Below are 14,056 nucleotides of genomic sequence, written 5' to 3'. Positions count from 1 at the left end.
GGCAAGGCCCCGGTGCCGCGCACCTGTCACGCCAGGGACACGGGGGCCAAAGCCCCCGGAGGAGACGGGCGGGTGGGAGATGAGCCAGCCGCGCAGCCCCAACGCAACGGTGCCGCCCAACGGCGCCAGAGGGCCGACCACAGCAAGGCCCCAGTGCTGCGCAGGCGCCGAAGCCCCGGGGGGATGGGCATGCGGCGCAGCCTGAACGGGGCGGTGCCGCGCGACGAGGCCGAGAGGGCCGAGCACGGCACGCTCCCGGTGCCGCGCACCTGACTCGCCAGGGACACGGGGGCTGAAGCCCCCGGAGGGGGCGGGCGGGTGGGAGATGACCGGGTACCGGCACAGCCGGAGAGGGCACGGGGCCGTACAGCCGGGACGGCAGGGCCCACCACGGCAAGGGCCCGATGCCGCGCACCTGCCTACGCCAGGGCAACGGAGGCCGAAGCCCCCGGAGGGGGCGGGTGGGTGGGAGATGGCCGGGCACCGGCGCAGCCGGAGAGGGGACGGGGACGTTCAGCGGGGACGGGCGGGCCCACCACGGCAAGGGCCCGGTGCCGCGCATCTGGCACGCCCGGAACACGGCGGCCGACGCCCCGCGTGGGAGATGGGGCCGCGGCGCAGGCCGAACGGGACCGTGCCGCGCAGCCCCGCGCCCGGCCCGACGTCAGTCCTCGTGCCCCAGCTGAAGGTCACGCTCCGTGCGCCCCCCACCCGCCACCTGAAGGACCGTCGCCACCGGCGGGTAACCCGCCGCGATCACCGTGTACTCGCCGGACGCCAGGTCCACGAAGCGGAACGTGCCGTCCGGGCCCGTCGTCAGCGTGTCCACCACGTTGCCCGCGACATCGAGCAGCGTCACCCGCGCATCCTCCACCGGACGGCCACCACCCGCCCGCACCGTCCCCCTCAGCATCGCTCCGCCCGCGAGCTCCACGTCCTGGCGGGTCTCGCGGGAGGCCATCACCGTCACCGGCAGCGCGGCCGGCCTGAACGCGGGGGCGCTGGCGGCCAGGGTGTACTCGCCGGCCACCAACTCCGTGATGACGTAGCCGCCTTCGCGGCCGGAGCGCGTCGTCGACACCACTTCACCGTGCACGTTCGTCAACGTAACGATCGCTTCGCGTACGGGAGTTCCGTCCGCCGTGAGCACCGATCCGGCCAGGCGACCCGCGCCGCCGAGGACCACGTCGAGGTCGACGGGGCGCTCGCCGACCGTGACCGTCACGGCCTGCGGCTGGTGGCCACCGGCCGCCGCGATCAGGACATAGGACCCCGTACCCGGCGTCGCGAGCGCGTAGCGACCGTCGTCGCCGCTCGCGCCGCGGCCGATCTGTGAGCCGCCCACGTCGATGAGGGTGAGCGCGGCGCGCGGCACCGGCGTGCCGTCGGAGTGCCGTACGGTCCCGCAGACCGGGAGCCCGGCGGCGTATCCGGAGGTGCGCTCCTGCGCGGGAATGACATGGGCCTCGGAGCCGACGGAGCCGGCGGAACTGGACAACAGCGGTGTCTCCTTGAGGAAGAAGGCGAGGAGCAGGCCAAGGACGAGGACCGGCACCAGGTAGAGGAAGATCCGGGGCATCGCGTCGGCGTATGCCTCGATGTACGGGGTGCGCAGCGCCGCGGGCATCGCGTGCACGAGCTGCGGGGTGATGGACTCGGCGTCGGGCAGCCGCCCGCCGCTGGGGACGCGGTCGGCGAGGGAATCGGCGAGCCGGTCCGCGAAGAGCGTGCCGAAGATCGCGGCGCCCACGCTGCCGCCGATCTGCCGGAAGTAGTTGTTGGCGCTGGTGGCGGTGCCGAGGTCCGAGGCGCGTACGGAGTTCTGCACGGCGAGCACGAGGACCGGCATGATCAGGCCGATGCCTGCGCCCAACACGGCCATGTAGACGCTGTATTCGAGGCGCGGGGTGTCCACTTCGAGGCGGGAGAGCAGATACATGCCCGCCGTGGACAGCGCGCCGCCGAGGATCGGGTAGAGCTTGTAGCGGCCCGTGTGGCTGATGAGTTGGCCGGAGACGATGGAGGCGATGACCACCCCGCCCATCATGGGCAGCATCAGCAGGCCCGACTCGGTGGCCGACGCCCCGTCGACCATCTGGAGGAACGTCGGCAGATAGCTCGCCGCGCCGAACAGCGCGACGCCCACGACCATGCCGACGAGCCCGCTGACGTTGAACACCGAGTCGCGGAACAGCCGCAGCGGGATGAGGGGTTCGGCGGCGAACTTCTCGGCGAGGAGGAAGAGGAGCGTCGAGGCGAGGGCGCCCGCGCCGAGCCCGATGATGACGCGGTCGCCCCACTCGTACTCGGTCCCTCCCCAACTGGTCAGCAGCACAAGGCAGGTGGAGGCCGCGGCCAGCAACAGCGCGCCCATGACGTCGAGTCGAGCCTTCTTCGTCGGCTTGGGGAGCTTGAGGACGACCGCCGTCACCGCGAGGGTGAGCAGGCCGAACGGGACGTTGATGTAGAAGCACCAGCGCCAGGACAGATGGTCGGTGAAGTAGCCGCCGAGCAGCGGGCCCGCGACCGAGGCGAGGCCGAACGCGGCGCCGATCAGGCCCATGTAGCGACCGCGTTCGCGCGGCGGCACGATGTCGCCGATGATCGCCTGTACGCCGATCATGAGTCCGCCCGCGCCGACGCCCTGGAGGGCGCGGAACGCGATGAGTTGGTCCATCGTCTGCGCGCGGCCCGCGAGCGCGGAGCCGACGATGAAGACGACGATCGCGAACTGGAAGACGCCCTTGCGGCCGAAGAGGTCGCCGAGCTTTCCGTAGATCGGCAGGCCGATGGTGGAGGTCAGCAGGTAGGCGGTGATCGCCCAGGACATCTTGTCCAGGCCGTGCAGTTCGCCGACGATCCGGGGCAGCGCCGTGGCGACGATCATCTGCTCGAGGGCGGCGAGCAGCAGCGCCAGCATCAGGCCGACGAAGACCATGCGGACGCGGCGCGGGCTGAGCCCGTGGCCGGGCAACTCGGCGGGCTCCGCGGGCCGTTGCGGCACCTGCGGGTGGTCGGGTGGGGCCACCGGATCCCCGACCGGATCGGTCACCAGCGTCACCGTGCCCACCTGAAGCTCCCCTCGTCGCCCTTGCGCGGCCATTTCTCGCATTACGCGACAACTGGGAGCAAGCGCGACGAGTCGCTGTTCAGGTGGGCCGGATCGACGTATCCGCCGGTAGGAGCCCTACGGCGTACAACGGCGGCAGAACGAGAACCACTCGAAACGGTGAGCGGCGAATCAGTGCGCGAGGGTCACGACGCGAGCCTCACAACTGGCCGCCCACGCGGGTTACTTCTCGACCTGGGCGGCCAGCCCCTCGAGCACGGCGTCGTAGATGCGGCCGAGCCCCTTGGGGGCGAAGGTCTTCTCGAAGAAGCCGCCGATGCCGCCCGCACCGTTCCACACGGTCGTGACGGTGACGCGCGACTGGCCTTCACCGGCCGGCGTGACGCGCCACGTCGTGACCATGGAGGAGTTGCGGTCCGTCTCGACGAGCTCGCCGTCGGTCGGCTCGGTCACGTCGAGCAGGCAGTCGCGCACGCGCTTGCTGGTGGCCTGGAGCTTCCAGTGCACGAGCGTGCCCTCGCCGTCGCCGCCCTCGCGCACCTCGTACTCACTGAAGTGCTCGGGCAGCATCTTCGCGCGCGTGCCGCTGTAGTCGGCGAGGGCGTCGAAGACGTCGTCCGGCTTCGCGGCGACGACACGTTCCGTGGTGGCCTCGACCTGCGCCATGACACTTCCTCCAGCAATTGGTTCTTCAGGGACCGCCCGGGCCGCCGGGCAGACGGGAGCGTGACGACCGGCCCATGGGCGGTGTCAAGCCAACCACCCTCCGTACCGGCCGCCCAAATCGGGGCCGGACCCCGGCCACACCTGCTACGTAGGGCGTTCGCACGGGGGTCGTACGGGGGTCGTACGGGGGTCGTACGGGGATCGCACCGGGTTCGCACGATCAAGGGAACATGTGTTCTATTCTGTGGTCAGTGCTACCGAGGAGGCGTCATGCGCTGGGAGAACCTCACGGACGAACCCGCCGACCATGGGCGAGCCCGGGATGCCGCGCTGTTCGGCGCGGACGCGGTCGTGAGCCGCACATTCGACACCCCTGAATTCGCAGGCGTGACGTTCCACGAGATCCGGGCCCGGTCGATCGTGAACCGGGTGCCGGGGGCGTCCCGGATGCCGTTCGAGTGGACCGTCAACCCGTACCGCGGCTGCACTCACGCGTGCGTCTACTGCTTCGCCCGCAACACCCACCGCTATCTGGACCTCGACACCGGGCTCGGCTTCGACAGTCAGATCGTGGTGAAGATGAACGCGCCGCAGCTGCTGCGCCACCACCTCGCCTCGCGCCGCTGGCACGGCGAGCACATCGCGATGGGCACGAACGTCGACTGCTATCAACGGGCCGAGGGCCGCTACCAGTTGATGCCCGGCATCATCGAGGCGCTGCGCGACTTCGCGAACCCGTTCTCGATCCTGACGAAGGGCACGCTGATCCTGCGCGACCTGCCGGTCCTTCGCCAGGCGGCGGAGGTGACGGACGTCGGGATATCGGTCTCGGTCGGCTTCGTGGACCGCGAGCTGTGGCGCACCGTCGAGCCGGGCACGCCCGCGCCCGAGCGCCGCCTCGGTGTCGTACGCGCTCTCACCGACGCGGGGATCGGCTGCGGGGTCCTGATGGCCCCGGTGATCCCCTTCCTCGGCGACCACCCCGATCAGCTGCGGGCGACGGTCCGCGCCATCGCCCAGGCGGGCGCGACGTCCGTGACCCCGCTGGTGCTGCATCTGCGCCCCGGCGCCCGCGAGTGGTTCATGGGGTGGCTGGCGCAGCACCACCCGCACCTGGTGCGCCGCTACGAGCGGCTGTACGCGGAGGGCGCCTACGCCCCGAAGTGGTACCAGCGCCGCGTGACCCGCCAAGTCCACGAACTGGCCGAGGAGTTCGGCATCGGCCCGTCCCGGGCGGCCGCACCCCGACGCATCCCCGCCCGCGAGGAGGAGCCGGCCCCCGAGCCGGCGCCGACCCAGCTCACACTGCTGTGAGGATGGAACCCATGACACATGAACCCATGACACACCTCACCCACATCCCCACCCCCGACGGCGTCGCGCCGGCCGCCGCCTACAGCCACGTGGTCATGGGCAGTGGTCGCTTCATCGCCGTGTCCGGCCAGCTCGCCCTCGACGAGAAGGGCGAACTGGTCGGCGCGGGCGACCCGTTGGCGCAGGCGCGGCAGGTGTTCGAGAATCTGCGCCGGTGCCTGGCGGCGGCGGGGGCGTCCTTCGACGACGTGGTGAAGGTGACGTACTTCGTGACGGACGTGGCCCATATGCCGGCCGTGCGGCAGGCCCGCGACGAGTTCCTGGACCCGGCGCGGCTGCCCGCCGCCTCCGCGGTGCAGGTCGCGTCGCTGGTGTCGCCGGACTTCCTGATGGAGATCGAGGCCCTGGCCGTCACGCCGGAGTAGGGCCCGACCCGAACGACAGGCCCCAGCCGCCCCGCCCGCCCCTGCGGCAGCCCCGCCTCACCCCTGCGGCAGCCTCGCCAGCGCCGCCTCCGCGGCCATCGCGAGGCGCTGGTGCGTGGCCGCCTCTTTCAGTACCTCGCGGGCCCGCGGGTCGGCGAGGCTGCCCAGGCCCTCCACGCAGGCGAGGGCCACCTTCCGGTACGGGTCGTGCGGGACGAGGCGGCGACGGAGCGTGGCGATCAGGGCCGGGGCCGACTCCGGGGCGCGGAGCTGGGTGAGGAGGCGGATGGGGTGCAGGGCGTAGGCGACGCGCAGCTCGTTCGTCGCCAGAGCGGCGGCCGCCCGCGCCGTACGCGGGTCGTCGAGCGCGGCCAGCGCCTGCGCCGCCGCGGCGCAGCGCTGCGGGTCACGGTGGTTGAGCAGCAGGACGAGGGATTCGAAGGCGCGGCCGTCGCCCGCCATGCCGAGCCGGTACGCCGCCAGTTCCCGCGCCCACAGCGGCTGCTGCGGCGCGGTCAGCACCGCCGCCAGCTCATCCCGGTCGTGGGAGGCGGCCAGCTGCTCGAACGCGGGCGTTCCGCCGGATTCCTTCCGGATGCGTTCCGTTACCGTTCGCGACTCTTCGTCCATGACGTCGAGGGTAGACGCGCACGGCCTGCGGCGACGTAGATCACAGCGACCTTTCAACGGCGAGGGCTGGCGCGCTCGTTACTCGCTGGTTAAGCTCAGGTGAGCGGGGCATACTTCCCGCAGCACCGCTCGCGGCGGCCTGGTGACGCAGCCGTCGTGAGTGTCAGTCGGTTCGGTACCCGTGTGTACCGCAGTACGGCTCGGCCCCGGGACAGGGCCGCCGGTTCGATTCAACTCCCGCACCGCCCACACCCGTTGGCAGCACGCGCAGCTCACACAGCTCGCGCAGTTCATTCCTGCCCGGTTCGCGTGCGTGCGGCGGATCAGTCGCAGCAGTCCTCACCCTCATTTTCTGGAGTCCCCAGATGGACGCTCCCCTGTCCCGTATCTCAACTGTGGCCGTCGTCGGCCTCGGCACGATGGGCACCGGCATCGCCGAGGTCCTGGCCCGTGCCGGGCGCGAGGTCGTCGGCATCGACATCAGCGAGTCCGCCACCGCGCAGGCCGTGGCGTCCGTGGAGGCCTCGACGGCGCGTGCGGTGCGCCGCGAGCACCTCACCGAGCAGCAGCGGGCGGACCTGCTCGCCCGCTTCCGTACGTTCACCGATCTGCAGGCCGCGGCCGAGGCCGACCTGGTGATCGAGGTCGTCCCGGAGTCGTACGAGATCAAGCAGCAGGTCTTCCGCGAACTCGACGGCGTCGTGCGGCCCGACACCATCCTCGCGACCGGCACCAACGCGCTCTCGGTGACTCGGCTCGCCGCCGATTCGGCGCGGCCCGAGCGCGTCATCGGCCTGCACTTCTTCAATCCGGCGCCGGCGATGAAGCTCGTCGAGGTGGTCTCCAGCGTGCTCACCGCGCCGGCCGCCGTCGCCACCGTCACCGATCTCGCCATCGAGCTGGGCAAGGACCCGGTGGCGGTGGGCGACCGGCCCGGCTTCGTCGCCGACGGGCTGCTTTTCGGCTACCTCAACCAGGCCGCCGCCATGTACGAGGCCAAGTACGCCTCGCGCGAGGACATCGACTCCGCGATGAAGCTGGGCTGCGGGCTGCCGATGGGCCCGCTCGCGCTGCTCGACCTGATCGGCGTCGACACCGCGCGTACGGTGCTCGACGCCATGTACTCGGAGTCGCACGACCGGCTGCACGCCCCCGCCCCGATCCTCAAGCAGCTCAGCGAGGCGGGTCTGACCGGGCGCAAGGCGGGCCGTGGTTTCTACACGTACGAGGCACCGGGCAGCTCCGTCGTGGTGCGCGACGCGCTGACGCCGCTGAGCGACTCCCTCACGGGGCCCTCCCGCACCGTCCGCTCCGTCGGCGTCGCGGGCTCGGGGACGATGGCCTCCGGGATCGCCGAGGTGTTCGCGAAGGCCGGGTACGACGTGGTGCTCGCGGCCCGCAGCGAGGAGAAGGCGGAGGCGGCCAAGGGCCGTATCGCCAAGTCGCTCCGGCGCTCCGTCGACAAGGGCCGGATGACCGCGGAGAACGCCGAGGACACGCTCGGGCGCATCTCCCCCGCCGGTTCCTACGACGCGTTCGCCGATGTCGATCTGGCCCTGGAGGCCGTCGCCGAGGACCTGGACGTCAAGCGGCAACTGTTCGCGACGTTCGACAAGGTCTGCAAGCCCGGCGCGATCCTCGCGACCACGACGTCCTCGCTGCCCGTCGTCGCCTGCGCCCGCGCCACCTCGCGCCCGCAGGACGTCATCGGCATGCACTTCTTCAATCCGGCGCCGGCCATGAAGCTGGTCGAGGTCGTGCGCACGGTGCTCACGTCCGACGAGGTGCACGCCACCGTCCGCGAGCTGACCCGCAAGGTCCGCAAGCACCCCGTGGACTGCGGTGACCGGGCCGGGTTCATCGTGAACGCGCTGCTCTTCCCGTACCTGAACAACGCGATCAAGATGGTCGAGGAGCACTACGCCTCGCTCGACGACATCGACGCCGCGATGAAGCTCGGCGGCGGCTACCCGATGGGCCCGTTCGAACTCCTCGACGTGGTCGGCCTGGACGTCTCGCTCGCCATCGAGCGCGTCCTGCACCGCGAGTTCCGCGACCCGGGCCTCGCCCCCGCACCGCTCCTGGAGCACCTGGTGGCCGCGGGCTGCCTCGGCCGCAAGACGGGCCGTGGTTTCCGCGAATATGCCAAGCGCTGATTCGTTCGGGGAGGCCGAAAGCGGTTGGGGTGGGCTGCTCGGGGAGTCGGGCGGCCCGCTGACCGGGGCACCACCGGGCACGTACATGCAGTACGTTCGGGTCATGCCCAAGGCCGACCAGTCCACTCGTACCTCCGCCACGCCCGACGCCCCGGAGAGCGCCGCGGGCAATCGGGCCGCCGCCCAGCGGCTCAAGATGCGCCGTGAGCTGGCGGCCGCGGCGATGGAGCTCTTCGCCACGAAGGGGTACGAGGCGACGACGGTCGACGAGATCGCCGCGACGGCCGGGGTCGCCCGGCGCACGTTCTTCCGCCACTTCCGCTCCAAGGAAGAGGCGATCTTCCCGGACCACGACGACACCCTGGTGCGCGCGGAGGCCGTCCTGAACGCGGCGCCGCCCCTGGAGCACCCGCTGGACACGGTCTGCCGGGGCATCAAGGAAGTCATGAAGATGTACGCGGCGTCGCCGACGGTGGCGGTGGCCCGCTACCAGCTGACCCGCGAGGTGCCGACGCTGCGCGAGGCCGAGATCGCCTCGGTGGCCCGCTACGAGCGCCTGTTCACCCGCTATCTCCTGGGCCACTTCGACGAGCAGGCCCACCACGACGGCAACGACGACCCGTTGCTCGCCGAGGTGGCCGCATCCGCCGTCGTCACGGCCCACAACCACGTGCTGCGCCGCTGGCTGCGGGCCGGCGGCCAGGGCGACGTCGAGACCCAGCTCGACCACGCCTTCGCCATCGTGCGCCGCACGTTCGGCACCGGCATCGGCGCGGGCCGCACCCCGGCCGCGCCCTCGGCCCCCGCGCAGGTCTCGCAGAACGGCGAGGTCCTGGTGACGGTGGCACGCACGGACGCGCCGCTGCCGGAGGTCATGCGCACGATCGAAGAGGCCCTCAGGAACCGGTAGCGGGGCCGCCGCTTCCAAGGCGCCTCACCTGGCACGCAGTGCCAGGTGAGGCGCCTTTTGCGTTCCCCTTCCACACCGCCACCGGCCGCGGCGATCGATCATCGATCCTTTCCACGCCCGGAAACCCGCCCCTGACCTCGCCTGATCGATCATCGCTCACTTGAACAACAAAAAATTCACCTGAGCGAAATTAATGGCACGCAGTGCCTTGTGCGTTGTCACGGCGTGCCATACGTTGAAGGTGTCCGGGCGGCCGGCGCATGGAAAACTTCCGTGCGAGGGCTGTCCCCGCGAGGCACGTACGACCGTGATTCGCGCGCCCGGACGCCTGCGTCACAGGCAACCTTCCGCGCCACACCAAGCGCTGCCACAGCACCACCCCGCCGAACCGACGGCACACACCCTCACCGCACCACCGCAGCCATCAGCCACACCCGACTCAGCGTTCCCCTCAGACGCTCACCGCCGGAGGCACCACCGTGAAGGACATCCTGGACGCGATTCAGTCGCAGACCGCCACGTCTGCCGACTTCGCCGCCATGCCGATCCCCGACTCGTACCGCGCGATCACCGTGCACAAGGACGAGACGGAGATGTTCGCCGGGCTCGAGACCCGCGAGAAGGACCCGCGCAAGTCGATCCACCTGGACGACGTGCCGGTTCCCGAGCTCGGCCCCGGCGAGGCGCTCGTCGCCGTCATGGCCTCCTCCGTGAACTACAACTCCGTCTGGACCTCGATCTTCGAGCCGATGGCGACCTTCGGATTCCTGGAGCGCTACGGCAAGTTGAGCGAACTGACGAAGCGTCACGACCTGCCGTACCACATCATCGGCTCCGACCTCGCCGGCGTCGTGCTGCGCACCGGCCCCGGCGTGAACGCCTGGCACCCGGGCGACGAGGTCGTCGCGCACTGCCTCAGCGTCGAGCTGGAGTCGAGCGACGGGCACAACGACACGATGCTCGACCCCGAGCAGCGCATCTGGGGCTTCGAGACCAACTTCGGCGGCCTCGCCGAGATCGCGCTCGTGAAGTCCAACCAGCTGATGCCGAAGCCGGACCACCTCAGCTGGGAGGAGGCCGCCGCTCCCGGCCTCGTGAACTCCACCGCGTACCGCCAGCTGGTGTCCCGCAACGGCGCCGGCATGAAGCAGGGCGACAACGTCCTCATCTGGGGCGCCTCGGGTGGACTCGGCAGTTACGCCACGCAGTTCGCGCTCGCCGGCGGCGCCAACCCCATCTGTGTCGTCAGCAGCGAGCAGAAGGCCGACATCTGCCGGGCCATGGGCGCCGACGCGATCATCGACCGGAACGCCGAGGGCTACAAGTTCTGGAAGGACGAGCACAACCAGGACCCGCGCGAGTGGAAGCGGTTCGGCAAGCGGATCCGCGAACTCACCGGCGGCGAGGACGTCGACATCGTCTTCGAGCACCCCGGCCGCGAGACCTTCGGCGCCTCCGTCTACGTCACGCGCAAGGGCGGCACCATCGTCACCTGCGCCTCGACCTCCGGCTACAACCACGAGTACGACAACCGCTACCTGTGGATGTCCCTGAAGCGGATCATCGGCTCGCACTTCGCCAACTACCGCGAGGCGTGGGAGGCCAACCGCCTGATCGCCAAGGGGAAGATCCACCCGACGCTGTCGAAGGTCTACTCGCTGGAGGACACCGGCCAGGCCGCGTACGACGTGCACCGCAACCTCCACCAGGGCAAGGTCGGCGTCCTCGCGCTCGCCCCCGAGGAGGGCCTCGGCGTGCGCGACCACGAGAAGCGGGCGCAGCACATCGACGCCATCAACCTCTTTCGCGACGCGCCAGCGGAGCGAAACAACAAGCACAGCCGGAACGTCTGAACTTCCGTAGGAGAGCCTGCAGATGACTGAGCGTCAGAAGGACCGGCCGTGGCTGATGCGCACGTACGCCGGTCACTCCACGGCCGAGGCGTCCAACGAGCTGTACCGGAACAACCTCGCCAAGGGGCAGACGGGCCTGTCGGTCGCCTTCGACCTGCCGACCCAGACCGGCTACGACCCCGACCACATCCTCGCCCGCGGCGAGGTCGGCCGGGTCGGCGTCCCGGTGTCCCATCTCGGTGACATGCGGCGGCTGTTCCAGGACATCCCGCTGGAGCAGATGAACACCTCGATGACCATCAACGCCACCGCCATGTGGACCCTGGCGCTCTATCAGGTCGTCGCGGAGGAGCAGGGCGCGGACATCGCGGCGCTCCAGGGAACGACGCAGAACGACATCGTCAAGGAGTACCTGTCGCGGGGCACGCACGTGTTCCCTCCGGGCCCCTCGCTCCGGCTCACGACCGACATGATCACGTACACGGTCGCCAACATGCCGAAGTGGAACCCGATCAACATCTGCAGCTACCACCTCCAGGAGGCGGGGGCCACTCCGGTCCAGGAGATCGCCTACGCGATGTCCACCGCCATCGCGGTTCTCGATGCCGTACGCGACTCAGGGCAGGTCCCCGAGGAGAAGTTCGGGGACGTCGTGGCCCGCATCTCCTTCTTCGTGAACGCGGGAGTCCGCTTCATCGAGGAGATGTGCAAGATGCGGGCGTTCGGGCGGATCTGGGACCAGATCACGCGCGAGCGGTACGGCATCGAGAACGCGAAGCAGCGCCGCTTCCGGTACGGGGTGCAGGTCAACTCCCTCGGCCTGACCGAGGCCCAGCCGGAGAACAACGTCCAGCGGATCGTGCTCGAGATGCTGGCCGTGACGCTCTCCAAGGACGCCCGCGCCCGCGCCGTCCAACTCCCCGCCTGGAACGAGGCGTTGGGCCTCCCCCGACCCTGGGACCAGCAGTGGTCCCTGCGCATCCAGCAGGTACTCGCCCACGAGAGCGACCTGTTGGAGTACGAGGACATCTTCGCGGGCTCGCACGTCATCGAGAAGAAGGTCGACGAGCTGGTCGCCGAGTCCTTCGCCGAGATCGACCGGATCCAGGAGATGGGCGGCGCCATGGCCGCCGTCGAGTCCGGCTACCTCAAGTCGCAGCTCGTCTCCTCGCACGCGGAGCGCCGCGCGCGGATCGAGGCCGGCGAGGAGAAGATCGTCGGCGTGAACGTGTACGAGTCGACCGAGCCGAACCCGCTCACCGCCGACCTGGACACCGCGATCATGACGGTGGACCACGACGTCGAGGCGCGGGTCGTCCGGGCCATCGGTGACTGGCGTACGACGCGTGAGGAGTCCTCCGACCGGCAGGGCATGGGCGATCCGTTCCACTACCCGACCACCGGGCAGGCGCTCGACCGCCTCAAGGAGGCCGCGGCCGGTACGGAGAACCTCATGGAGGCCACCCTCGAATGCGCCCGCGCCGGGGTCACGACCGGCGAGTGGGCCGCGGCCCTGCGCGAGGTGTTCGGCGAGTTCCGCGCCCCCACGGGCGTCTCGTCGGCGCCGGTCGCGGTCACCGCCGAGGAGGGCACGCCGATGGCCGAGGTCCGCGAGAAGGTCCGCCGCACCGGTGACGAAATGGGCGGCAAGCTCCGCCTCCTGGTCGGCAAGCCGGGCCTCGACGGACACTCCAACGGCGCCGAGCAGATCGCCGTACGGGCCCGCGACGCCGGGTTCGAGGTGGTCTACCAGGGCATCCGGCTCACGCCCGAACAGATCGTGTCCGCCGCGCTCGCCGAGGACGTGCACTGCGTCGGCCTGTCGATCCTGTCCGGTTCGCACGCCGAGCTGGTGCCCGACGTGCTCGCCCGCCTGCGTGAGGCGGGCGCCACCGACATCCCCGTGATCGTCGGGGGCATCATCCCGAATGCCGATGCCGCAGACCTGAAGCGGGCGGGTGTGGCCGCCGTCTTCACCCCCAAGGACTTCGGCATCACGGAGATCATCGGCCGTATCGTCGACGAGATCCGCACAGCGAACCACCTCGACCCACTGGAGGTCCCCGCATGACCCAGGTCAACCGCCTTCGCCCGCGCCGTTCTTGCCTCGCTGTACCGGGCTCGAACCCGCGCTTCCTGGAGAAGGCCCAGGGCCTCGACGCCGACCAGGTCTTCCTCGACCTGGAGGACGCCTGCGCCCCGCTCGCCAAGCCGGAGGCGCGGCACACCATCGTCAAGTTCCTCAACGAGGGCGACTGGACGGGCAAGACGCGCGTCGTGCGGGTCAACGACTGGACGACCGAGTGGACATACCGCGACGTCGTGACCGTCGTCGAGGGCGCGGGGCAGAACCTCGACTGCATCATGCTGCCGAAGGTGCAGAACGCCGAGCAGGTCGTCGCCCTCGATCTCCTCCTCACCCAGATCGAGAAGACGATGGGCTTCGAGGTCGGCAAGATCGGCATCGAGGCGCAGATCGAGAACGCGCAGGGCCTCAACAACGTCAACGCGATCGCCGAGGCCTCGCCGCGCACCGAGACCATCATCTTCGGCCCGGCCGACTTCATGGCCTCCATCAACATGAAGTCCCTGGTCGTCGGCGAGCAGCCGCCCGGCTACGGCGCCGACGCGTACCACTACATCCTGATGAAGATCCTGATGGCGGCCCGCGCGAACGACCTCCAGGCGATCGACGGCCCCTACCTGCAGATCAAGAACGTCGACGGCTTCCGCGAGGTCGCGGGCCGCGCCGCCGCGCTCGGCTTCGACGGCAAGTGGGTCCTGCACCCCGGCCAGGTCGAGGCCGCCAACGAGGTCTTCTCGCCCTCCCAGGAGGACTACGACCACGCCGAGCTGATCCTGGACGCGTACGACTACTGCACGTCCGAGGCCGGCGGCAAGAAGGGCTCCGCGATGCTCGGCGACGAGATGATCGACGAGGCCAGCCGGAAGATGGCGCTCGTCATCTCCGGGAAGGGACGTGCGGCCGGCATGCAGCGCACGTCGAAGTTCGAGATCCCGGAGGCGTAGCG

General features: G+C 70.4%; 11 protein-coding genes. 8 read left to right on the top strand and 3 right to left on the bottom strand.

The features are described 5' to 3' along the window. Positions 1-72 precede the first annotated feature (72 nt). The gene (locus OHA73_RS33940) at positions 73-273 is read left to right on the top strand and encodes a hypothetical protein (RefSeq protein ID WP_327656945.1); all 201 of its coding nucleotides are present in this window, start codon (positions 73-75) and stop codon (positions 271-273) included. Positions 274-664: 391 nt separating this feature from the next. On the opposite strand, the gene OHA73_RS33935 is transcribed toward OHA73_RS33940, so the two are convergent. Together OHA73_RS33935 and OHA73_RS33930 are read right to left on the bottom strand one after the other, a co-directional pair. After that, complete coding sequence (locus OHA73_RS33935; protein WP_327656944.1) at positions 665-3,070, bottom strand: MFS transporter; 2,406 nt, start codon at positions 3,068-3,070, stop codon at positions 665-667. 222 nt (positions 3,071-3,292) lie between these two features. After that, complete coding sequence (locus OHA73_RS33930) at positions 3,293-3,736, bottom strand: SRPBCC family protein (protein WP_267068637.1); 444 nt, start codon at positions 3,734-3,736, stop codon at positions 3,293-3,295. 270 nt (positions 3,737-4,006) lie between these two features. Here OHA73_RS33930 and OHA73_RS33925 point away from each other — a divergent pair, with 270 nt between their 5' ends. Then, entirely contained in the window at positions 4,007-5,050 is a 1,044-nt protein-coding gene (locus OHA73_RS33925; protein ID WP_327656943.1) for an Rv2578c family radical SAM protein, read from the top strand. Between the two features lie 26 nt (positions 5,051-5,076). Beyond that, positions 5,077-5,475 carry a RidA family protein gene (locus OHA73_RS33920; protein WP_266719003.1) on the top strand — a complete coding sequence of 133 codons (399 nt, stop codon included), beginning with the start codon at positions 5,077-5,079 and terminating at the stop codon, positions 5,473-5,475. Between the two features lie 57 nt (positions 5,476-5,532). Here the strand turns inward: OHA73_RS33920 and OHA73_RS33915 are convergent, their stop codons facing one another. Then, positions 5,533-6,105 (bottom strand): adenylosuccinate lyase, encoded by a 573-nt coding sequence (locus tag OHA73_RS33915; protein ID WP_266715420.1) that lies wholly within the window; start codon positions 6,103-6,105, stop codon positions 5,533-5,535. A gap of 365 nt (positions 6,106-6,470) precedes the next feature. On the opposite strand from OHA73_RS33915, the gene OHA73_RS33910 reads away from it, so the two are divergent. From OHA73_RS33910 to OHA73_RS33890, 5 genes are all read left to right on the top strand, one after another. Next, a complete protein-coding gene (locus OHA73_RS33910; protein ID WP_327656942.1) occupies positions 6,471-8,261 on the top strand; it encodes a 3-hydroxyacyl-CoA dehydrogenase family protein in 1,791 nt (596 codons plus the stop codon). Between the two features lie 85 nt (positions 8,262-8,346). After that, positions 8,347-9,171 (top strand): TetR family transcriptional regulator, encoded by an 825-nt coding sequence (locus tag OHA73_RS33905; RefSeq protein ID WP_443063230.1) that lies wholly within the window; start codon positions 8,347-8,349, stop codon positions 9,169-9,171. Between the two features lie 479 nt (positions 9,172-9,650). Further along, on the top strand, positions 9,651-11,024 hold the full coding sequence (gene ccrA, locus OHA73_RS33900; RefSeq protein ID WP_327656941.1) for a crotonyl-CoA carboxylase/reductase: 1,374 nt from the start codon (positions 9,651-9,653) through the stop codon (positions 11,022-11,024). 22 nt (positions 11,025-11,046) lie between these two features. Next, complete coding sequence (locus tag OHA73_RS33895) at positions 11,047-13,095, top strand: protein meaA (protein WP_327656940.1); 2,049 nt, start codon at positions 11,047-11,049, stop codon at positions 13,093-13,095. Further along, positions 13,092-14,054 (top strand): HpcH/HpaI aldolase/citrate lyase family protein, encoded by a 963-nt coding sequence (locus OHA73_RS33890; RefSeq protein WP_266715415.1) that lies wholly within the window; start codon positions 13,092-13,094, stop codon positions 14,052-14,054. Before OHA73_RS33895 ends, OHA73_RS33890 begins: the two co-directional genes overlap by 4 nt. Positions 14,055-14,056: the final 2 nt, after the last annotated feature.

The sequence above is a fragment of the Streptomyces sp. NBC_00483 genome (genome assembly GCF_036013745.1).
Classification (GTDB): Bacteria; Actinomycetota; Actinomycetes; order Streptomycetales; family Streptomycetaceae; genus Streptomyces.
This window is presented reverse-complemented; position numbering and strand designations above follow the sequence as displayed.